Here is a 22343-nt window from a genome sequence, read left to right on the forward strand (position 1 = left end):
ATGCTTCTTATCTCTAATACCATAATCTTCTCCTTTTAAGCGTTTAACAGAATTAGGTTGCAAAATACATTTTTCCCCTCACAATGCCAAACTTCTTGTTTTATTTTAACGTAAAACAAGCGTAAACGTCATTTTTGCCATAACATACTAAACGCATAATCCTTATAGGCAATACAATATTCATAAAACTCCAATCTGTTTTGTTCTTCTTCATATGTATCAAAGCAATCTCCAGCATAAACAATTTCGTCTTGCTTACAACAACTTTCATCATGATTGAAGAAATAATCCCCCATAACAGTATTCTCAGGAACTTTATTCGTGCCGTATTTAAGCCTATAAAATGGAAAGTCATCACTCTTCATCTGCCACCTGACTTTTCCTTTTTGAGAAAATACCAACATGATGGGAACAATATTGAACTTCAGATATCGTAAAGCACACGCAGAGAAACTTACATTATATTTGTCTGCAACAGATTTGACCAAATCGCCTGATAAAACTTTACCTGCAAAATCAGATTTAAACTGCGTTGTTGGCATGAGTAAGTTCGCAGCGAACTCATCAGCTTCCCGCTCCACCAACCAATCCTCATTTTTACCAAAAGGTTCATAACGATGAATATGAGGTGACATGATTCCATTTTGCAAAGCTCGCCTATGATGATCTATAAAATAGTGACCAAGTTCATGTGCAAGAGTGAAACGCCCTTTAGTATTATTCTCGGCATTGTGTCTTGCCGTATTGATATGCATGTAAAACATGTCTTGCTCTGCCTCATACCATGTCATTCCATCAAAGGTGTTTGTTCCATAGTCATCAAATATGACACAAATACCTTCGTCTTTAGCAATTTCCATCAAAGGGATAGGAATGGGATAGAACGAGCCAATGTCTTCTATGACAACTTGACAAGATTTATTCATTTTTATTGTCTTTATTATGCTGTCTCTTCATTTTATCCAATACATCCTTTGGCAATTTGTCAAAGTTACGAGCTGCCATGGAATACTCCTGCTTTATATCCTCTGCAACTTTTGCCCGTTCAAGAATATGATTGCTTTCAACATATTGGTAATCCGTCACCACATGACATGCACCTCTCAGAATCATATCAACATCAACATAACGATTTTCTATACGAGATTTGTAATCATCGTACATTTCGTCGAAGAAATCCAATTCTTCTTCATTGCGAGGAGGAAGGTAACCTGTTGAACACAGTAGTACATCCCATTCTTCAATTGTCAAATCTTTCATGCCTTTAATAAGTTTAAATCATTAAGAGTTTCACATGCCTCTTTCTTATATACCCTAATCGTTGTCTGAGTCACATCAAGACGCTTCCGTAATTTCTCCAACAACTTTCTTGGGAGTTTCTTACCACTCGTCTGATACGCCTTATATGTCAAATAGATAATACGATGCTTCTCATCAAGAGCTGATATTTTCTTTTCCATACAGCTAACGTATTGTATTTTTTGCTCAGGTGTTAAATATGACAAATGAAAAGAGTCCACGAAATCTTCAGCATTTTCGATAACAGACAAGTCTTCATCGGATTTAATCTGTGCGCACACACCATGCCTTGCAAAATGATACATCTGTGACACTGCTATTCTGATAAGCCAGACAACAATTGCTTTTTCCTGATCCTTATAATAAGACTTGTTCATGTCAAACGTGGGATAAAGCCAAACCTTATTGAAAGCACATTGAATGGCCTCAAAAGCAACTTTTTCATCATAGCCATTTTTATTTGCAATAATGTCAACTTGCTTATTGATCTTGCTCTCAAAGACTTCTACGAATAAGCGAAAAGCCTTGGCTGCCGCCTCTTCATCTTCTTTTTTACGAGCAATTATCTTCAACAGTTGGACACCATCAAGAGAACATTCATCTTTTTTATTCATTGTTTCTATCAAAACTAACGGTTTTGGTATAAAGACGAGCACTCAACGAAGAATGCTCATAAAATTTATCATAAATATGACAAAAATTAAAAATGTGAACGGCTCAAGCCGTTTTTCAAGTCCTGCAGGGTATAATACTTGGTTGGACTATTGGGAAGCTAAAAGCGGTAAAACCGCAAGTAGATGTTCTGCCACAGACTGTCACCAGACTGGCAGATGGAATTTGGTCGGTGCTCATGTACAAAAAGTATACGGCTATGATAATAGCTGGTATATTGTGCCTCTCTGTAGAGGCTGCAACACTCGCACCGATGAGTTTTATGTTGACGAGACTTTGGTTCCAGTACCAAGCAATCTCTAACATTAAACGATTTTTATTAGGATGTGCCTCAAGGAATTGTTTCCTTGGGGCTTTTCTTTTTATTAGCTACCCCTATTATCCTCATGAATACTCCCACCTTCCCCCATGCGGTCCCAGCCCGCAAAACCTGGCGCAGACCTTTGATGGTCCGCCAACCTTAGAGCGTAGCGGTTCTGAACACCGGAGGGCGGTTACATCCTCTCGTCCCTGAGGGAAGAGAGGCTTGGTGAGAAAGGTGGAGCCTTCTTTAATGGTAAAGAAGGACGGGATGATTTTAGAACCCTACGCCTCTTTCACCATGTTCCAGAGGAATAAGCTATTACCGATGATATATCTTCTCCACATACGCTTAGGCTCCTTGATCAAGCGATAGAGCCATTCCAGACCGTGCTCCTGCCACCAGATAGGGGCACGCTCCACAGTTCCAGCGAAGAAGTCGAAGACGGCACCGATGGTACCCACATGGCAATGGATGTTCAACTCATTCCAATGAGAATAAGTCCACTTCTCCTGCTTAGGAGCCGTCATGCCAATCCAAAGCAGATCAGGGTTGGCAGCATTGATGGCATCAATGATAGCCTTGTTGTCCTCATCCGAGAACTCAGGCTTATACGGAGGCGAATAAGTCACCACCTTCAGGTGAGGATAATCCACGGCAGCACGCTTCACTATCAGGTCGAGTACCTTCTGTGAACTACCCATAAACATCACCGTACCACCCTTCTTCTCCAGCTTGTTCATCTCGAAGAAGAATAAGTCCCAACCAGCTATTCTTTCCTTCGGCTGACTCTTCGCCTTAATCCACTTGCACGCCTTCACGATACTCACTCCATCCGGAATCAGCACATCGCCATTAGTCAGAGCATCAGCAAAGAGCTGATCCTTCTTTGCCGTGTTAAAAGAATGAGCATTTACTGTGTTTATGAGCAATTTGCCCTCTGGTAATGAGGCCAATTCCGCCTTACTACCCAAAATTGTTAATGTTTTTAATTTAAACATATCTATATTTTCTTATTTGATTTCATTAGTAAATTCTACTTCAATAACATCTTCAGAGTATCTTCTTCTTCACTCATTGAAGCCAGCATTTTTTCTTTCTGTGTACTATCCGTAATGTTGTTTTCTATCATGCCCTTTAAAGAGGAAAACATATTGCTGATTTTATCTTGTAGCTTCTGTTGTTCAAGAGTAATTTCTTCACCTATTGATGCCAACAGACTATCTAAGAATCTTATAACCTTAATCAAAAGTTCAATCAAATCAATCACTTTATAAAATTCCTTAAGAGGATCTAAAGTATTCAGTATAGACAAAATACCCTTTACATCACCTGGTCTTTTCTTAGAGAATTTCAGATGAACCAGCTTTGCCCTGACCATTCTAACATTTTGGTCCTGTACACTCTCCTTCAAACAAGATTCCAACTTGTCTGCCATATTATGGAGTGGAACGTCTGATTCGGGAATAAGCTGTTTCATTTCATTCCATAGCGATTCACGAGCTTCTTCCTCTGTATATCCAACTATCTGAGTTAAGACAGATGTCTTTATAATCAAGAAATATCGCATATTCAAGGCGGCTTCGAACTCTGTATCAGAAGACAAATAGGAATCCGTGATAGAAAGGAGATCCAACATAGAGTACATCACTAATGAATAAAGATTATTCAACTGATAGAACCTATCCAGTTGCCCATTAGAAGATTTCTCACCTTTTTTGATACCCAAGAATTCATAACCTTTCTGGATTTTCTCAAATAATGCAATACTATCCAGAAACCTTTTACCATACTCGTTTAGATATTTTTCAGTAGAAGCCTTAAACTTCTTCCCTTCAAGTAAAGCCTGGATTGCATGCATATGCCTTCCATCATTACCCAGCAGACCAGTTTCATCAAGATTGACATCACTAAGACCCTGATTATTTCCAATAAGGCTCTGCAGGTATTCTATTGTACAGATAGCATGAAGAATATTCATTATCAGCAAATAATTAGACAATAAGGAGGCATAAGGCTCTTCATTTGTAATAGCCATAGTTTCCTTGATAAGTTTTTCTGCTGATTTGTCATAATGTAGAGCGATATCCCTCATAACCTTGCCATCCCAACCTACCCTAAACTTTTCAAGCAAATCCTGAAGAACAGAAAGAGAGTTTGAGATTTCAGGAGTCACCATACCGGAGTCGTTTAAGATAGTTATCAAATACCCGACCAGAGTTTTCTTCTCGCCCTCTTTAAAGGTGTAAATGTACTTAATACCTTCAGAAATACCTGCAACAACGTTCTTCCAATGATATCGCTTGGCATGCACATTATCAGTCTTCAATGCTGCAAGGGCACTTATGCAGACATTGATATAGACAAAGTCTATCCCCATAAGGCAAGCATTAAAGACATGAGTATTAAAGGCTTCTTTCTTCAACATCAACTCATTTCTATTTATCGCTATCAAGACTTCTTTACTTAATGTATCAACAGTGGCTTGCATAGAGTCAACAAGCCTCGATACATATTCTTCTTTACCCATAATCTACCAATAACTTACTAATTACAGATTACTATTCTAACTCGACAATTATATAATGAGCCCTGATAAGGTTCTAGGAAGAACTAAAATTCTAAGCTAAGTATTCTCTGGTAATAATCTAAGATTTTTCCAACAATGATATCAGCTTGAGCTTTAGTAGGGAATTGACCAGCTGAATGCATATACCTATTCCTCTCATTAGTAATTAAGTTCGTGATATTGGTAGCATCCATACCACTTAACTGCTTAAATGTCTGTCCAGGTCTTTTTTGCTGTAACTCATGAACATATCCACCGATGCTTGGAGTCGCAATATTCCCAAATCGCCCATGCTTTTCTATAAACAATCTCAATCCGCTATCAAAAGCCCTAGTAGAGTGCAAAACTCTGTTAAGTTGCGCTCTGTTAGCTTCACTAATAACTTTGCTAGAGTTTTCACAAAGTTCAAACTCCTGCTCTATAATAGATGCCTTTCGTTGAAAATCTTGATTCTCACCAACAAAAGTTCCCAGCTGAAAACATAATGTCTTTATTTGCTTAGCGATGCCCATGATACAGTTTATTTTGTATATCTATATAGAAACCATGAATACATTCCAATCGTTCTTCATCAAGGATATTCAAAGGAAGCACACCAGCAAAAGCCAATGTTCGATGATACATATTGTGATAGCCTTCATCGGTAAACATATTCCAATCAGTAGCTATGCCAAAAATATTATCTACTACCATATTATAAGGTTCGAGATAACCATCTGTTAGTCGAAAGCTTTTTAAAAAAGACTGGGTCATGATATTCTCAAATCCATCACGGAAAGTTTGCCTTTTACCCTTTCTCTTAATGCACATATCAATGTTACCGCAACGAGCCACATTTTTTATAATCCGTCTCTTATTATCAGTCCAACTAGGAGAGGATACGTTCCCTAAATCTAATTGGAAATTGTCATCCCAATTATATTTCTCAAATGTTTTATCAGCAAAATCTACAGTTAAATTATTGGCATCATATTGTTGGAACATCCATTGTTTCATATCTCCAATAAGACTCCAGTTCCTACCATTATTTATACGCGAAGATAAATAACTTATGGCATCTATTTTCCCCCAAGATATATGACAAAATGCAGCATTCAACACACGTTCGCCATATTCTGACAACTTCTCATCCTCTTTTAAGATGAGAAGAGTATGCAATTTGCTACCATACGCCAATTCCGAAGAAAATAATCTTCTCAGCAGATGATCAAAATTGATTCTCTCATGATACATTGGAACAAATATTGCATAAATAGTTGTGCCTTTTCGAACCAAAGCATCAGGATTATCAATAGAAAAAGGATTCTCTGGGCTAACGAGACAATCGCTAACGAAAGTTTGATCCATTTCTTCTATGATTTTTTGTCTAAAATCTACCTGTTCCATTGTTTATATATGTTCAACTTTAATGAATGAAAGTTAGTTCTAACAAAAATGCGATTAAGTTTCAGAATGAAGACAATCATTCAGGATATCAACCATCGTCTCCTCAAACTTTCTGAGGGTGAACTTATCATTGAACTTGCGATAACCGTTTTCTCCCATACGCTCGGATTCCTCCGGATGCTCTATGAAGTATTCCAGTTTATCTGCAAGAGTATGGAAATCACGCTTCTCTATCAGGAAGCCAGTATCTTTATCATCTATGATACCAGGGATACCACCCTCTGTTGTGGAAATACAAGGCAGATGATGCTGCATAGCCTCCAATAATACTAGAGGAAAACACTCATTGTGATAGAAAGTAGGGAAAACAAAGACATCGGCTGCAGCCCAGAAATCATCCTTCTCCCTGCCATACTTGCCACCATGGGCAAAACAGACTTCTTCCAAATGAGACTCTATCAAAGCACGCTTAAACATCTCTTCGGTGATATCACTCCATTTTCCAACGAAATGAAACTCTACAGGCAAATTCTTTTCATGCAGGATCTTTGCAGCTTCCACTATAGTCCAAACACCCTTTTCAGCAATCATATTGCTAAGAAAGAGTACATTCATCTTATTATTTTTCATTCTTCTGGTATTCCGTTAGGACAAACAAATACATCTTCTCTTTTTACATACTTCTTGACGTCATCATACAAGCACTCCGACAGGAGAATCACCTTGATTCCCTTGAAGAATCGCTGGTATAGGAAGTTATCCAAGAATCTGTTTTGGCGAGTTGACACACCCTTATTATGATAATGTACAACCACCTGATATCCCATTCGCTTAATCATCTGAACAACGATATAGTCTTTATAGAAGGCACCGCCACAGGCATTAGGTGTTACATACACCAAGTCTGGGTTGATTGTCTTCAAACTCCTACGGATTTTACGCAGCAACGCATAAAAATCAACCAACTTTCGGATTCCAACCTTACCAATATCTTGCAGATTCTTTGCCGTGGTAAGATTGATGTAATGACTATCAAACTTATCATTAATCAACTTACTGTCATGGATATATTGCCCCACCATCGCTGCACCATGTACAGGAGGCGGCATGTGCATAATAAATAAAATCTTTGGTTTCATCAATATTACCAACCTAAATAAATATTCTTGTATAATATTTCATATTCCTTTTGCATCTTCTCCAATGAGAAATGCTCTTGAGCATACTTATATGCCTTATCCGCTAACTCTTTATAATCAAAAGATAGCAATTTATTCTTGAACAAATTTATGTAATCGGCAACATTATTGTCCATAACCTTCAAAGGCCAATCCTCCGGGAGAGTTTCATTGACACCTGCACACCAATTTACAATAACTGGTGTTCGAGTTAATGATGCCTCAACAGAAATCAAGCCAAAGCCTTCATGATTTGAAGGCATAAATAAAAAGTCAAAAGAACCCATATATTGAGACAAACCATATACCTTATCATATAAAGATACAAATTCCAAACTTCCCAATGATTCTTTTACCTTTTGTTTTAAAGACCCACTACCTACAATATGAAAATAATAGCGTCCATCATCCTTCAATGCGGTAACAACAGCAATCAACTGGTCGATACCTTTTTGGTCTTCCAATCTCCCCGCAAACAAAACATTTACTTTTTCCTTAACTAAATGAGGAAAAGCTTTCTGCTTCATTTCTTTTACGCCATTATATATCAACGGAATATGATGCTGCCCATACGTTTTTTCATAAACATTACGTACAGCTTTGGATATGGCAACGTTACACTTATGTTTCAAATAGAAACGTTCCACCATACTACCTATTCCTTTCCAATCATTCCACAACTCTGTATTATGAATTGTTCGCACATATCTGGTCTTTATCCAGAAAAACAGCCAAGACAGCTTTCTAAACAGCCACAATGCCAAATCAGGAATTTCCGTATGTGAATGAATGATATTCGGTCTGTATTTCAGATAAATAAAAGAGAACCACAAAGGAAAAAACAAAATGGCCAACTTGCTATGAGATATAGGAGAAGTATGATACATAATGCCATGTACCTCCAATTCACGCTTCATTTTCACAGAGAATTCCGATTTACCTTTTGATACCTCTACAATGTGGTATTCTATAATCTTTATTAGAAGATTCGGCAATGTTAAAAGCAATTCTTTCTGCGCCCCCTATATCAATGAAAGACTCTTAGCACTTGCCTATTAACTTCTTCTTCCATGGACTTTATCGCATCAGCAAATGTTATGGACATTTTAGAAGTCCTGGCAGAATCTACTGATAACCGGCAAGCTTTGCCTATTTGTTTAGCAATATCTTCCACAGAATTTGGATCTGCAAGGAATCCATTTATGCCTTCTTCTATCAAACAAGCAGATCCAGCAAGTTTGGAGATAACACAATTGCAACCACAAAGTAAAGCTTCATTGGTTACTGCACCAAAAGCTTCTAAAATACTTGGAAGCACAAATACATCAGCACAGCAATACCAAGCGGTCAGATCAACACCATTTTTGCGACCTACAAACTCAACATTGACATTAAGCTCTTTTGCCTCATTCTCAAGACAGTCTCTCAATAAGCCTTCACCAACGATTATCAACTTGTATTTAAAAGAAAGCAACGAACAAGCCTTTAACAGGCTGGATAAGTTTTTAACGTCAACCAAACGTCCCACAAACAGGAGCGTTTTCACACCATCAAGCTTATAATGTCTTTTATATTGTTCAGCTTTTGCTCTTACATCGTCATTAATACAAGCCGTGTTATCGTCAGTCAATAAAGGCATAAATATTCCTTTGTGATAATGTTGCTGATACCAATTCTGTGCACGAGAATCCAACAAAATCAAATTGTCCATAAAAGGCATACATAATTTACGAGACCATGCATGAAAGCGAGAAAAGCCTTTACCTATCAACATAGCATAGCTATCATCACACTGTGATATTATCTTATATTTATAACCAAAAAGCTTCTTGATCAATATTACCTGCATAGCAAGAAAAGAAAACTCCGGAACCATAATAAATTCCGGTTTGTTTTCCTTTATCAGTTTTCGAAGTCCCCAAACCAATTGACGGTCTCCCATTAATCGAGTAATTTTCAAGTATTTTGGAGTAAAAGTACATTTCTTCTCCAATTCTTCCGTGGAGAAAAGCTGACCATCAAAACCTCTTAACTGAAAATATATATCACAATTCATATGCTCAGATATATAGTTATAATAATCCAAGCGATAGGGTGCAAGCAAGACTCCTAAAGACAAGTTTTTCATACAAAAACATTTTTATTTAACATAAAGCATAACTTTTCAATAGCTCAGCCAAAGTCGTTTAATCTTGATTATTTGGAACAACAGAGTATTAAAAAATAATACTTTTTCAATTAAAATACTTATAAACAACTTTTTTAAATATTGACAAATATGGAGCAACATAACCCAGAATAAAAGAAAGTTTGTTATGCCCAGTCTTTACTCTAACCCATTCTTTTGGACATATCTCAAATTTATAGTGTCCATGCGGAATTGGCCATATAGATGGACAATAAGTATTTTTACCAATACCTTTTTTGTCCATCAAAGAAGCCATAATACTAAAAGAACTATTACATACAATATGATAATCACATTTAGAAATCAAAGAGAAATCCTCCAAGAGAGATGCATGTAAGGTCTCACAATCAAAACTGTTTTCAAACTTTGACACAAGTTTACTATATCTGTCATAAAACACCAAAAATATTATTTTTTGATTTTTATAGTTCTCTAATACTTTTTTTGCAGCATTCTGCCAATAATCAGATGAAAGCATATAGCCTTTTACACGATAGTCCAGAGCATTTCTAAAGTGTACAGAACAGAACTTTACATTTGGATATTTATCTTGCAATAAATCCATTGTTCTATCTGTTTTTTCATCTATATCTGCCGGCATTTTAAACCACCCCTGTACTTCTTTAAGCCTATGAGAGAAATATCTAGGAGAAATATAATGCCCAAGCATTAAGGTATCATCGCCGACCTTTAAAGCCTCTTCTTCGACATCACTTTTACTATCTATAGTTATATTTTCTCTATAAACAGAATATCCTTCTGGCACATCTTGAATAGTTTCCTTTGCGATATCTGCAAAAACAGAAGTCAGAGTATTTCCATATTTTTTATCTGTGTCATTCTTGAGAAATTGATTATTATATTCTCCGAGAATTCGAAATTCATAGCCTTTATCTAGGGCTATTGACTTTATCGCAGCATAAGCAAACATCTGATTGCCTAACTGATCACTAAGCTTACATATAATCATAACTTATCGTATTATACTTTTAATTTTTTTGAGAAAAGAATATATCACAATTGGTTTGAATGGCAAATACATACACCATCCCAATAATACGGATTGCTTTTTACGTGATTTGCACAATATGTAACTAACAGTCCTCTCTCTTCGACAAAAATTATTCACATCGTGTAAAACTTTTCTATCCATATTACGTGAGGCTTCAAAGAAACCTAAAACGATATCACTCAAACACGCACAAACAAGTTTGATATCCTTCTGCTGTACTTTAGATTTCAAGAAAAGCGAGTAATGACAAATAATCTTCATCATATCATAAACTCTTTTTGGGTTTTTTACCTGAGTTATTGAACCTTCTCGTTGCAAATAATGATATAATGGTTTATGGCAAACCGTTATAGAATCAGCCTTATAAACAACCCTTGGCATCAATTCATAATCCTCGTGCAAAATGCCCTCATAGAACTCAAAATGATTTTCAAACCAAAAAGTTCTCTTTAAGACATAAACTGGAGCCATAAACATCGGATGTAACCCCATCAATTGTTTTCCATCACTGTCATTTAAAGGAATATCAGTAGCACTTACAGACTCACCGTCAACTTTATTTATAAACAATGTAGAGGTATATAAGATTTCCGGATCTTTCTTTAGTAATTCCATTAAATACCTAACACTATCAGGTTCAATCCAATCATCAGAATCAATACACCAAATATATTGTCCTAGAGAATTATTAATTCCATAATTGCGAGCAGAACTTAAACCACCATTTGTTTTTTCTAAAAGATGAAAGTTTCTTCTACTATCAAAATCCACACATTTTTTTAAGACTTCTACACTTCTATCTTTAGTTCCATCATTAACAAATATAACTTCAAAGAGTTCTGGAGAACATGTCTGCGCCAGTAAACTTTCTGCACATTTACAAACATATTGTTCAACATTATATACTGGAACAATAATAGAAAGAATTATTTTATCAGAATGTTTTGTAATATTTTCGTTCATGAAATTGAGATATAATATTTATAAAAACGTCCTTTATGAAAAGAGGCATACAAGATTTTACAATTCTATAAATTAACTTATCCGTATTACCTAAATCCATTCTATCTAATTTTACATTCTTAGCATCGCATAGAATTTTGTAGCGAAGACCTCGTGCCAAGCGATTCTTCTTATAATATGCATATCTAATAATTGATATTTTATATTTCCAAAACTCAGAAAGAAACCACTCAAAATAATGATTATATGGGTGTTTTTCTTCTAAAGCTTTACGTAATTGAAAGATAGCATCATTCGCCGTTTTAAGCTCTTTATAAGATCTTAATCTAGTCATAAGAGAGCCTTCTGATTCAATATAATTATAGAACGCAACATTTCTATATTGAAGAGAATTAGCTGCATTTAAAAAAATCAACGTAAAAATCATATCCTCCCTTAATGAAATACCTACAGGAAAGTAGATTTTATTATTACGAATTATCGAGGCCTTAAACATCTTATTGAATGTCCATCCAAGCAAGTCCTCTTTCTCAATTGAAAATACCTTATCAATTAGCGTTTTACCATTATAGTTTTTTAAAAGGAGTTTTTGTTTGCTAGAGTTTGAACATCTGCATATTCCTTGAAAATTAACATCTCCTAATTCACCATCGAAATATGATGAAATATATTGAGGAGAAATCCAATCATCACTATCAACAAAAATAATCCAATCGCCTACGGATACGTCAAGTCCCTTATTACGAGCAGCACTTACTCCCATATTACTCTGAGTGTACACTATGAACCTCGGATCGGACGCAACAAATTCATTACAAATTGACAAAGAAGAATCCGTAGCCCCATCAACAATTAACAAGCACTCAAAATTACTCCAAATCTGTTGCTTTATACTATTCAAACATTTTGCCAATGATTTTTCCGCATTATACACCGGCACTATTATAGAAACCTTATCCATACAAAAAACTTTTAAGTTTTAACAACATCATCTCTATTTTCCACCTCAGTCGTATATATCTCAAATCTTTAAACTGCATTTGATACAGGAAACATTTCATAGTTTTTCTTTCATTCTCATTGAGTAAGTAACGGTTATCCCATAAAGAATATACAAGAAAACCATATTTTAATCCCATACATACGCCATGCATCTTATTTTCATTATCATAATTTTCAATTATGGCTATGTGTTCAAATGTAATTCTTATTCTTTCACGCGGATTTTTATAAAATTTATTCATGGCAGAAGCATCATGAATGAAATAATTATAATGTCCCACAGCACACAATGCATATCTTTTTATGTTATGAAATATAGAAGTAAAAAACAAAAAATCCTCAGAAATTGAAATTCCTGGAAAAAAACGAGATGTTCCAATTAAACGCCTAGCAATAAGTTTATCCCATAGAGCTCTTTGCGGTTTATTAACCCAAAGGAAAGCGATATCATCCCAATTCTCATATAAATGAGTATGAACTATATATGACTCGATACCATCTTGTTTTATACACTTATATGATTTCTGCAAAACATCCATATTTTTAAATTGCGGAGGTATTGTCAAGAAATCCCTAGAAATCGTGTCATCCGCATCTACGAAACAAACATAATCTCCAGTTACCAAATCCAAAGCTGTATTTCTTGCAACACTTACACCTTCATTTTCTTTATGGATAACATGAAAGCGTTTATCTGCCAAAGCATACTTATCGCAAATTTCTGGTGATGCGTCAGTACTTCCATCATCTACTAAAAAGACTTCAAAATCTTGATTTTCAGAAGACATTATACTATCAAGACATGCTGACAAATATGCTTCAGCATTAAAAACTGGAACAATAATTGAAATATTCACCATATTGTTTACTTTAAGCTATCAACAAGATAGTCCATAGCGTAAGCACGCATCTCATTAATTCTCTTATTTACAGGACTGAAATCTATTGGTGCCATTATATTATTGTTATTCTTTAAATCATCTATCATTTGATATCTATCCATTAATCCCATTTGTTCTAAGATAGCAGTAGCACGGTCATCATCAGGATTATGCATCCCTACCCAATTATAAGACCAAAAATTTCTATTAAACAAAGAAGAGAAAAGAGTTCCATGGAAAGACTGTGTCAAAACGAGAGATGCATTCTTCATCAACCCTAAAAATGCCAAAGGCCCCGTATAATCAAATCTCTTTATACCATACTTATTTAGATGTTGGATAGCATAAGACTTCAAATCTAATGTATATACAGGCATATCTGTTTCTTCAGAAATCCGCTGAATAATTTTATTTGTTTCAGGGCGGTCATAATAAAAAGCATAATTGAAAATGAATTTTCCTGGAATTTCAGGAACAGGGAGCGCCTCGCACCATTCTGCAGGAGAAAGGAGCAATGTAGGATCGGCAACGATTTTCACTTCTCTGCCAGATAATTCTTCCAACCACAATTTTCCATGCGGTTCTCTAACAGAAAGAGAAGAAAACTCATTTAATAATTTACGATATTCTTCAAGATTATCTGCATTTTTAAGAATGTTAGTACCACCTAGACTAGGAGAATAAGCTACTTTCTTAACATTGTGTGTAAAACACAGATAGAACTCTTTTCCTGCGTCAGGACAACATACGTTCCAAACTTGATCACCTCCTGCTATTATGATATCATACTGATTTGCAATCTGGGCAAGATCTTCTTTATTACGATAATAACCATCTGATAAAACAAGATATTTATCAGAAAAATCCTGATATGCACGAGCAGACTCTTTAAAAGTCTTAATATGCAACAACGTGTTAACATTTCTCTTTAATGAACCTCTACCAATACGATGATCAAAAAGGCCATACATATTTCTAGACACATCATTTGCATAATTAATTAATTCACACTCATAGTTTAGCTTTTTTGCTATAACATATTGCAAAGCAAAAGCCTGAAGCATTGACCCACAATTATGGGATGCTGAAAATGTTAGAATTCCAATTTTCATAATATGTTTTGTTTTCAAATAATGCAACATAAGTTAAATAGATAATTACCCATGGGGCTATACCTATAAAACTTTCAGAACTTAAACCAATAATTATAATATCAAGTATTATCACTAATCTATTATTACTATTAATCTTATTAAAGTAATTATACAAATCCTTATATTGAAACAACATAAGTGGTAATGCAATAATAAGACCTCTACTAAGAATTAAAGATATAGGAGTACTCTCAATATAAGAAAATTCATTTTTTTTAAACACATCCTCTATCTTATTCATACCAAACAACCATTCATTTATATCCATATTCAATACATAATCGTATAAATAGAAACGGGTCATAGCACTTCCATCTTGAAGATTTCTAGTGTCTTGTACAAATAATTTTCCTCCAAGTTCACTAGTAGATATATAACCGAACAAATAAAACACCAACAATATCGCCAATGCACCAACTAAAGGGGTATGCACAATAAAAGCGAATACTTTTCTTTTATTAATAAGGCCCAATAATATAAGGCATAATATAGTACTAATAATAGCAGCACGTCCATTAAAAGTAAATAAGACAACAAAACCTACACATACTATCAGCACTTTATATGTACTTCGTATCGAGCTCATTACAACCAACAAAATAATAACACTAACTATTGAAGCATTATGTAAAGGATGCCCCCAAATACCTGAAGACCTAAAGCGACCATACTCTTCAATTGTATAAAACAAATTAGATTGAGTAAAATACTCACATATACATAAAAGAGCTTCGAAACCTAAAATACCAAATATAAGAAATCTAATATATTTGTAATGAGGCAATACAGAGCAACAAAACATAGGTATCAACATGTAACATAATAATGTCAAACTAGAATTACCTGAATCACGCTGAAAAATAACCGACATAAATAAATAGGATGCGGCCGTAAGAAGTATCCATTTTTTATCCAGGCTGAGAGAATACTGTTGTTTATAAAACAAACAGAAAAAAAGAACTGGTAAAATGCTCAAATAATGGTCATAATAAAGCGGAATATTTTCATTACCATATAGGCAACAATTACCCAATACCATTATAGCAAAACAAAAATATACAAAAAGTGTACTCATATTAAAAAATTATCTTCCTCCATTAAGAATTTTCCATAATCTAAAACATCTTTTTTTTACTATATATCCTATTCCAACTGAGATCAACAGCACAATTCCAATACTTACAATATATATATAAAAACTATATGGAAGCTTTTTTATAATTGAAAACAGGAAGAATAGAATGAGACTATGAGAGCAGTAAACAAAAAGTGTATAATTTTTCATATTAATCCAAATGTGCTTGGGGGGGGCATCCTACCCATCAGAACCAAAAATATTATAGGAGTCATTACTCTATAAACATAATATACAAAACTATTTCTATCTGTTATATCATAAAAAGAAAAACAAATAAATAACCAAAGAACTACTCCTAAAATGGAAAGACACAAAAGATTTACATTTCTAAAAACTTTAAGTATAAAATTCCACCATATACTACAATAACATCCAAATATCAGTACAGGAAGCCAAAAGAATATGTTTGAATAACTAAGATTATGGCAATAATAAATAGTAATAGGCATTAACAATAAAGAAAACTTTGTTGTTTTCACTGCATATCCTATAATCGGAGCTAAAAGAACAAATTCAAAAAGAGAGGTTAAATACCATAATGGGGGATTTCCCTTCGATAAACAAATATAAGCAAAAACCTCTTTAAATGAAGTTATATCACATGGTAATATCTCATTTTTAAATATAGCCTTACCTGTAAAAACCAAAAAACCAAAAGAACTAAAAATCACATAAGGAACTAACAACGAAAAGACTCTTTTTTGAATACTTTTTCCATAAGAATAGAGAGGTCTATTCCAGTCAAACTTTTCATAATAAAGATATGATGATATGGCGAAGAAAACTGGAACAGCTGCATCCGATAAAGTTCCTATAATATTATAAAATCCATCATATTCATAACGAGTATGTAGACATATAATTAGTATTGTACATATAATATTTGCACTTACTATTTTTTCAGAAATAGCTCTAGTCATACATTTACCTTTTTTATTACATTTCTTACTTTCATATTTATTAAACATCGTTCCTTAGCATCCATACCCAAACAATATATTGCTATTAAAGTTAATACTAATGACAAGAAGCCAAAAGCCACAAAAGTAAAGATATTATACTCTAAAATTGCATATATATTATACTGCAATACAAAAGAAACTATTGAAACCAATATAATAGGACACAATACATTCCTTAGATACACCTTAAACGGTATCCGTACTTGTTGTTTAGCAAAAAAAAGTTTCAAAAACAGTGCAATCATCGTCATTAGCAATTGGCTGTAGAAAACCATATTAGGATCTGTTTTAAATAATAATGCAATATATCCTATAGGCAGAACTAAAAGCATAAAGGAACCATTAACCAACTGATACAAACGAATCTTACCTGATGCATGAATGGCTGTATTCAATGGTGTAGAAAGGCTGTCTACCATTGTAATAATCAACATAATTTTTATAAAACCTGCTGCATACATAGGAGGTGTCTTCAACCATAATTCCAAAATTTGATCTGTCATTATCAACACAGGCAGAGATAACAAGAAAACCATAAGAAAAGAAAATTTAGCGGCTCTACAAACTAAAGTATGCATATAATCTAAATCATTCGAAGCATAACTTTTCGTTATTTGAGGATTAATTGCTGTTTGGAAATTATTGGCAAATTGCTGAACTGCCCCTTGTACCTGAACAGCAATTCCACGAGCAGCATTTACAACAGGACCAAAGAACACATTAAGCAACATATTCAAACCTTGTGTCACTCCCATCAAAGCTAAATTTCCTATCAAACTCCAACTTGCAAAAGTACCCATTTCCTTTATTTTTTCAACATTCCAAATCCAATTAAACTTTGTTTCAGTAAAGTGCTTATTACTATATGAAGAATATACAAAGCGTATTGCAATGCTTACAGCCAACAACATAATTGTATAGGATACCAATTTATCAATAGGCGACACATACAGCAAATATACAATTATTAATTTCAGAGCAGCTTCCAACAAACTTATGTAAGCAAATGCTCCCATTTTCTCATGAGCTATAATTGCCGCATTATACGGAACACTAATTATATTTACAAACATAACAAGAATAGAACATTGGAAAACCCACATGGCAGCATTCATTCTTGTATTTGGTATAATCATTTTCTCATACATAAACCACAGGCCTATAGTTTCTGAGAGTATTACAATAACACCAGCAATAATAAAATGAATTATTAAAGCTGTACTAAAAGTAATTTTCAATGCTTCTCCGTCATTTTTAGCTAAATCAAAATTCATAAAACGCTGCGTAGCACCAGCCATTGCACTATTTAAAAATGCAAACATTGACACGACACCACCAACAACATTATAAATTCCATAATCTTCTACTCCCAATGTCTGCAGAACAACTCTACTTGTAAATAAACTTATCACAAGAAGAAAAATCATTCGAAAATAAAGAAACAGCGTATTCTTTGCTATTCGACTATTATTATTTGATGTTTGATTTAACATTTGTTATAATCCTAAATTATATTTTTCGTTTATTAGCCAATTGCGTACAGACTCCGTATAAGAACTCCATTCTGGATGTTTCGCAAGTTCATCTACGACCTTATACAACCCGACATTTTCTTCGTCTCCAAGACCATCTATTATGTCATCAAGATATTTATGAGGATCATCTGGTTCAATAATACTTTTTGCTAATGCTACAATTTCTGAATTTTGATTTTCAATCTCGTTCGTTAATATATGATTAATATACTTTTCTGGCTGCTCTCCATCAGGCAAATTTAATTGCAATATATGTTGTAATACCTCATTTCGTTTTTGCTCTTTATCAGGTTCTGTACCAGAATAAAATTTCTTTAACTGATTTTTACATTCTTCTTCTGTGCGATATAGATCTCCATCAAGAACAAACAGCTTATGTTCTAAAGAATGTCCCAACATATGCATTCCGCAACTTGCAACAAAAGCATTAGTACATGAACCATATTGCTTAATGACTACTCTTTTAGAAATCCCTAATTCCTTTGCGACATGGGCTACAATTGTTTTTGCCAAAATATCCTCAACATAAATTTCAACAGGACGTAGAATTTCACCTGTCATACTTTCCAAACATTCAGGATTACTCTCATTAAAGCACAAAGTCTTTACTGGAGTTTGAAATAAATGTCGAACATTTATATCCTTACGCTTTGTCAAAGCCTCACAATGTGATGAAAATATAAACTGAATATGACGGCTTCTTCCTTTTTCAACCAAATAATCTATCAGTCTCATTAAGGCTGCATTATGCAAAGTCAAGTCGATCTCATCTATTACAACTAAGGAATAGTTTTCTACTTTCTCTATGACTTCTAACAAACGAAGAACTCGCTGCTCACCAGCCCCCATCGATATTGAAAAGTAATTTGCTCCATCTTGTACTGTTGCATGATAGTAATCCTTGTTATTTCTTCTTGTTCTTGAAATCTGGGTGTATTGAATACCAAGTATTCGTCTAGCCAAACCTAAGATTCCGTTTTCTAAATCATTATCGCCATCGAATCTATAGTTTACTGTAGTTTCTCTTTCATTTTCTATAGAAGGAACACTTGACGATATGCCTAAGAAATACACTTTTCTTTCAGGGCGTCTTGATGTTTTCGGTGTCCAACGATCACTTCCTGCAGATTTTTTATAATATACAGTAGGCTCATGTATGTCTCTACCTATTCGATAACTAACATCAGCTGCAATTTCTGTATCTTCAAACTCATTAGCAGAACACTTTTTGAAAAAATTACCAAAATTAAACTGAGCAACTGGATTCTTTTGATTATAAAGACATAGGAGAGTATACAACAAGGTTGTCTTCCCACACCCATTTACACCAAAAATACCAGTAACTTCTTTATCTTCAAAAGAAATATTCAAGTTCTTTAATCGTCTCAATCCGGTAATCGAAAGAGACTTGAGTCTTTGTTGTGACTGTTCTGGCATATGTTATTTTTTTATAATTATATAAAACGTCAATAGTTTGCACATAAATCAAAAAATGTTTAAAACTGCTTTACGCTATAAGCATCAATATAGCATCTCAACTACATACAAGTAGTTACACTTATCCGTTACTAGAAAGAATCTTATCGGATTTGATGTATTTGAATGCCAAGCATACTCCTTTACATTATTTTTTATTGCAACATTAAATATAGACTTATAGTCCCTATCCCATTTTTATATGACAAGGAAAGGTTCAAAAAGACAACCAACATTCATCTTCTCCGTGTTGCGGCATAACCGCCAATCACGGCATAACATACGAGCGGTATCAAAAAAGCAATCGCCATACTGCCTGTAGTATCAGCTATATATCCCATCAGTACCGGAGCTATCGCTCCTCCCACTATCGTCATGATGAGCAAGGAAGATGCTAACTTAGTCTGGGTTCCCGCATCTCTTAATGCTAAAGAGAAAATCGTTGGGAACATAATGCTCTCTCCCAAATACAAGGCGAAGAATGCGATAAGGGATAAGGTTCCACTACATACCACCACTATCAATGTGGCGATAAACGTAAGGATGGCACAGGCTAGAAGAACCAGCTTCGGCTGGATATAATTCATAGCCACACCACCAGCCAGTCTTCCGACAAAGAATAAGCCCATTCCACCAAAAGCGAGATAGAGACTGGCGGTCTGCTTCTCTATATGAATGCTCTCTTCCGCATAGTTGATAAAGAAACTGTTCACACCCGTCTGGGCTGCCACATAGAGAAACAAGGTCAACATACCGAAACCGAATGCCATCACTCGCATCGGCTTCTCCTCCACCATCTCGTTCATATCCGCCTCATGCGCTCTCCTTGGGTCCGGCAACTTGATCCTTGACAGGACCAGTGCCACAGCAAGCACGAAGATACCCACCAGGGCATAAGGAATGGCGATGTTGACACCCGAGAACAGAAGTTGACCGCCAACCAGCGGTCCCACAATCCATCCGATACCATTGAGCGACTGCGACAGGTTGATTCTGCTCTCCGCCTTGTCAGGATGTCCCAGTACCGTAGTATAAGGATTCGCACTTGTTTCCAGACAGGTCAGTCCGCATCCAATCACAAACAGCGACAGAACAAAGAAGTAGAAACTGTTGATCCTGCTTCCCGGTATGAACATCAGGGCACCGATACCGAAGAGAACCAGTCCTGTTATCACTCCCCTCCTGTAGCCCCACTTCCGGATAATCCATCCGGCAGGCAGTGCCATCAGAAAGTAGGCACCATAGACAGCAGCCTGCGTCAAGGCTGACATCGTCTTGCTGATATGGAACGTCTCCTGGAAATGCGGATTCAGCACCTCCAGGATGCCATGGGCAAAGCCCCACATGAAGAAGAGGCTGCTGATGATGAGGAAGGGCACCAGATAGTTATGCCCTTCGTATCTGAAGATGGATGGCTTCGTCATGATTCTCTGCAAATTTAAGACTGTCCTTTACTACCAGTGCCAGATAACCGCCGCCACCGGCTCCCGGCATCTTCCATGCCAGAACCTCCTCCATGCTGCTGTAGCGGTCAATCATCGGCTGCACACTCGCCTCCGGTTCTATCACACCGTTGATAGATGGATTCACCATACCCGGGAACATCGCTATCTGGGCCTCGAAAGATACCCTGTATGCGGCAGCAAAGGCATCGAGGTCGTGCGCCAGAATCGCCTTCCAGCAAGCATCTGCTGCATCAGCCAGCGCCTTCACCTTCTCAGGCGTGATATCCTTACCTTCCACCACACTGCATCCCGGTCTTCTCGGTTCCATCGGAATCATCACCAGATGGTCTTCCAGGAAACGGAGGGTCATCTCATCCTGCGTACTCTCAATCTTCTCCGGCCAGAAGTTGTTGTCATAATAATGACGCACCAGACCGGGAACACAGATACCGATAGAATCCTGGGCACCAGAGATGATACCATCGTGACGCTCCGGATTGTTCTCAAAGCAGAATACCAGTCGGGCGAGCACCTCCGGATCCATCTTCGGCAACTTCACCGGCCATATCTTCTGAATCATCTTACGGGTAGAGGTAGACAGACCGCAGCGGTCGCGCACCTCAAAGGTCGGTTCCAGCGAGATGGTAATCGCCCATCCCGGATGATACATGCTTACATAAGGCTGGTCAATCCAAGTACCAGCCAGATCCAGACGGGTAGGAATCCCCGCCTCCTGTGCCGAATTATCAGATACGTTCGATAACGCCTTCTTCAGGTCAGAAGAAGACCGTGCCTTCAAACCCGCATGAGGCGTGCGCTGGAGTTCGACATATTCGATGCCTCTTTCCGCACAAATCCTGCGTTTCTCATCAGATCCACCTTCAGCGTTCACCACAAACACATCCGGTTTCACCTTATCAAGAGTTGGCAGGAAGTCGATGACTCCGCTTCCCTCATTGATGTACGCATCCTTCACCGCCTTGATATTCTTGACCATGAATAGCCTTTCCTCCTGTGGGAACATAGGCTTGCGATGCTTATACTCCAGATAAGTAGCATCCGATCCGATACCCACATACAGGTCGCCATAATGTGAGGCTTGCTGGAAGAACTCAACATGCCCGGAGTGGAGTAAATCGTAACATCCACTTACAAATACTTTTTTTGCCATAAACTTTATGA

Annotated in this window: 22 protein-coding genes; all 22 read right to left on the reverse strand. The window is 36.1% G+C overall.

The features are described from left to right. Nucleotides 1-128: 128 nt before the first annotated feature. A complete protein-coding gene (locus CFT61_RS11620; protein ID WP_089544591.1) occupies nt 129-926 on the reverse strand; it encodes an ImmA/IrrE family metallo-endopeptidase in 798 nt (265 codons plus the stop codon). Next, on the reverse strand, nt 919-1260 hold the full coding sequence (locus tag CFT61_RS11625) for a hypothetical protein (protein WP_089544592.1): 342 nt from the start codon (nt 1258-1260) through the stop codon (nt 919-921). Before CFT61_RS11625 ends, CFT61_RS11620 begins: the two co-directional genes overlap by 8 nt. Next, nucleotides 1257-1913, reverse strand: coding sequence for a hypothetical protein (locus CFT61_RS11630; protein ID WP_089544593.1), 657 nt, complete (start codon nt 1911-1913; stop codon nt 1257-1259). Before CFT61_RS11630 ends, CFT61_RS11625 begins: the two co-directional genes overlap by 4 nt. A 643-nt stretch (nt 1914-2556) precedes the next feature. Next, on the reverse strand, nt 2557-3273 hold the full coding sequence (locus CFT61_RS11635) for a WecB/TagA/CpsF family glycosyltransferase (RefSeq protein ID WP_089544594.1): 717 nt from the start codon (nt 3271-3273) through the stop codon (nt 2557-2559). A 35-nt stretch (nt 3274-3308) separates the two neighbouring features. After that, the gene (locus CFT61_RS11640) at nt 3309-4802 is read right to left on the reverse strand and encodes a hypothetical protein (RefSeq protein ID WP_089544595.1); all 1494 of its coding nucleotides are present in this window, start codon (nt 4800-4802) and stop codon (nt 3309-3311) included. A gap of 83 nt (nt 4803-4885) precedes the next feature. Then, on the reverse strand, nt 4886-5353 hold the full coding sequence (locus CFT61_RS11645) for a hypothetical protein (RefSeq protein WP_089544596.1): 468 nt from the start codon (nt 5351-5353) through the stop codon (nt 4886-4888). After that, complete coding sequence (locus tag CFT61_RS11650; protein ID WP_089544597.1) at nt 5340-6227, reverse strand: hypothetical protein; 888 nt, start codon at nt 6225-6227, stop codon at nt 5340-5342. Before CFT61_RS11650 ends, CFT61_RS11645 begins: the two co-directional genes overlap by 14 nt. A gap of 54 nt (nt 6228-6281) precedes the next feature. Continuing rightward, nucleotides 6282-6857, reverse strand: a complete 576-nt coding sequence (locus tag CFT61_RS17445) for a glycosyltransferase family 4 protein (RefSeq protein WP_367379342.1) — start codon at nt 6855-6857, stop codon at nt 6282-6284. Then, nucleotides 6854-7366: a glycosyltransferase gene (locus CFT61_RS17450; protein WP_367379343.1), complete on the reverse strand. Its 513-nt coding sequence runs from the start codon at nt 7364-7366 to the stop codon at nt 6854-6856. Before CFT61_RS17450 ends, CFT61_RS17445 begins: the two co-directional genes overlap by 4 nt. A 5-nt stretch (nt 7367-7371) precedes the next feature. Then, complete coding sequence (locus tag CFT61_RS11660) at nt 7372-8322, reverse strand: glycosyltransferase family 4 protein (protein WP_254918959.1); 951 nt, start codon at nt 8320-8322, stop codon at nt 7372-7374. 110 nt (nt 8323-8432) lie between these two features. Further along, nucleotides 8433-9533: a glycosyltransferase gene (locus tag CFT61_RS11665; RefSeq protein WP_089544598.1), complete on the reverse strand. Its 1101-nt coding sequence runs from the start codon at nt 9531-9533 to the stop codon at nt 8433-8435. Between the two features lie 106 nt (nt 9534-9639). Then, nucleotides 9640-10563 carry an alpha-1,2-fucosyltransferase gene (locus CFT61_RS11670; protein ID WP_089544599.1) on the reverse strand — a complete coding sequence of 308 codons (924 nt, stop codon included), beginning with the start codon at nt 10561-10563 and terminating at the stop codon, nt 9640-9642. Between the two features lie 3 nt (nt 10564-10566). Next, nucleotides 10567-11568, reverse strand: coding sequence for a glycosyltransferase family 2 protein (locus tag CFT61_RS11675; RefSeq protein ID WP_089544600.1), 1002 nt, complete (start codon nt 11566-11568; stop codon nt 10567-10569). Further along, entirely contained in the window at nt 11540-12529 is a 990-nt protein-coding gene (locus tag CFT61_RS11680) for a glycosyltransferase family 2 protein (RefSeq protein WP_089544601.1), read from the reverse strand. The genes CFT61_RS11675 and CFT61_RS11680 overlap by 29 nt, the downstream gene beginning before the upstream one ends. Further along, entirely contained in the window at nt 12522-13430 is a 909-nt protein-coding gene (locus CFT61_RS11685) for a glycosyltransferase (protein WP_089544602.1), read from the reverse strand. Before CFT61_RS11685 ends, CFT61_RS11680 begins: the two co-directional genes overlap by 8 nt. Before the next feature lie 5 nt (nt 13431-13435). Further along, on the reverse strand, nt 13436-14563 hold the full coding sequence (locus tag CFT61_RS11690) for a polysaccharide pyruvyl transferase family protein (RefSeq protein WP_176425592.1): 1128 nt from the start codon (nt 14561-14563) through the stop codon (nt 13436-13438). Then, nucleotides 14526-15680 carry an O-antigen ligase family protein gene (locus CFT61_RS11695; RefSeq protein ID WP_089544604.1) on the reverse strand — a complete coding sequence of 385 codons (1155 nt, stop codon included), beginning with the start codon at nt 15678-15680 and terminating at the stop codon, nt 14526-14528. Before CFT61_RS11695 ends, CFT61_RS11690 begins: the two co-directional genes overlap by 38 nt. Before the next feature lie 206 nt (nt 15681-15886). Next, nucleotides 15887-16663 carry an acyltransferase family protein gene (locus tag CFT61_RS11700; RefSeq protein WP_176425593.1) on the reverse strand — a complete coding sequence of 259 codons (777 nt, stop codon included), beginning with the start codon at nt 16661-16663 and terminating at the stop codon, nt 15887-15889. Continuing rightward, nucleotides 16660-18078: a lipopolysaccharide biosynthesis protein gene (locus CFT61_RS11705; protein WP_254918960.1), complete on the reverse strand. Its 1419-nt coding sequence runs from the start codon at nt 18076-18078 to the stop codon at nt 16660-16662. The genes CFT61_RS11700 and CFT61_RS11705 overlap by 4 nt, the downstream gene beginning before the upstream one ends. A gap of 123 nt (nt 18079-18201) precedes the next feature. Then, on the reverse strand, nt 18202-19677 hold the full coding sequence (locus CFT61_RS11710; protein ID WP_089544607.1) for an AAA family ATPase: 1476 nt from the start codon (nt 19675-19677) through the stop codon (nt 18202-18204). Nucleotides 19678-19952: 275 nt separating this feature from the next. Then, nucleotides 19953-21140 carry a sugar MFS transporter gene (locus CFT61_RS11715; RefSeq protein ID WP_176425594.1) on the reverse strand — a complete coding sequence of 396 codons (1188 nt, stop codon included), beginning with the start codon at nt 21138-21140 and terminating at the stop codon, nt 19953-19955. Beyond that, complete coding sequence (locus CFT61_RS11720) at nt 21103-22332, reverse strand: adenylyltransferase/cytidyltransferase family protein (protein WP_089544621.1); 1230 nt, start codon at nt 22330-22332, stop codon at nt 21103-21105. The genes CFT61_RS11715 and CFT61_RS11720 overlap by 38 nt, the downstream gene beginning before the upstream one ends. Nucleotides 22333-22343 lie beyond the last annotated feature (11 nt).

Origin of the sequence: Segatella copri, assembly GCF_002224675.1 — a bacterium.
Classification (GTDB): Bacteria; Bacteroidota; Bacteroidia; order Bacteroidales; family Bacteroidaceae; genus Prevotella; species Prevotella copri_U.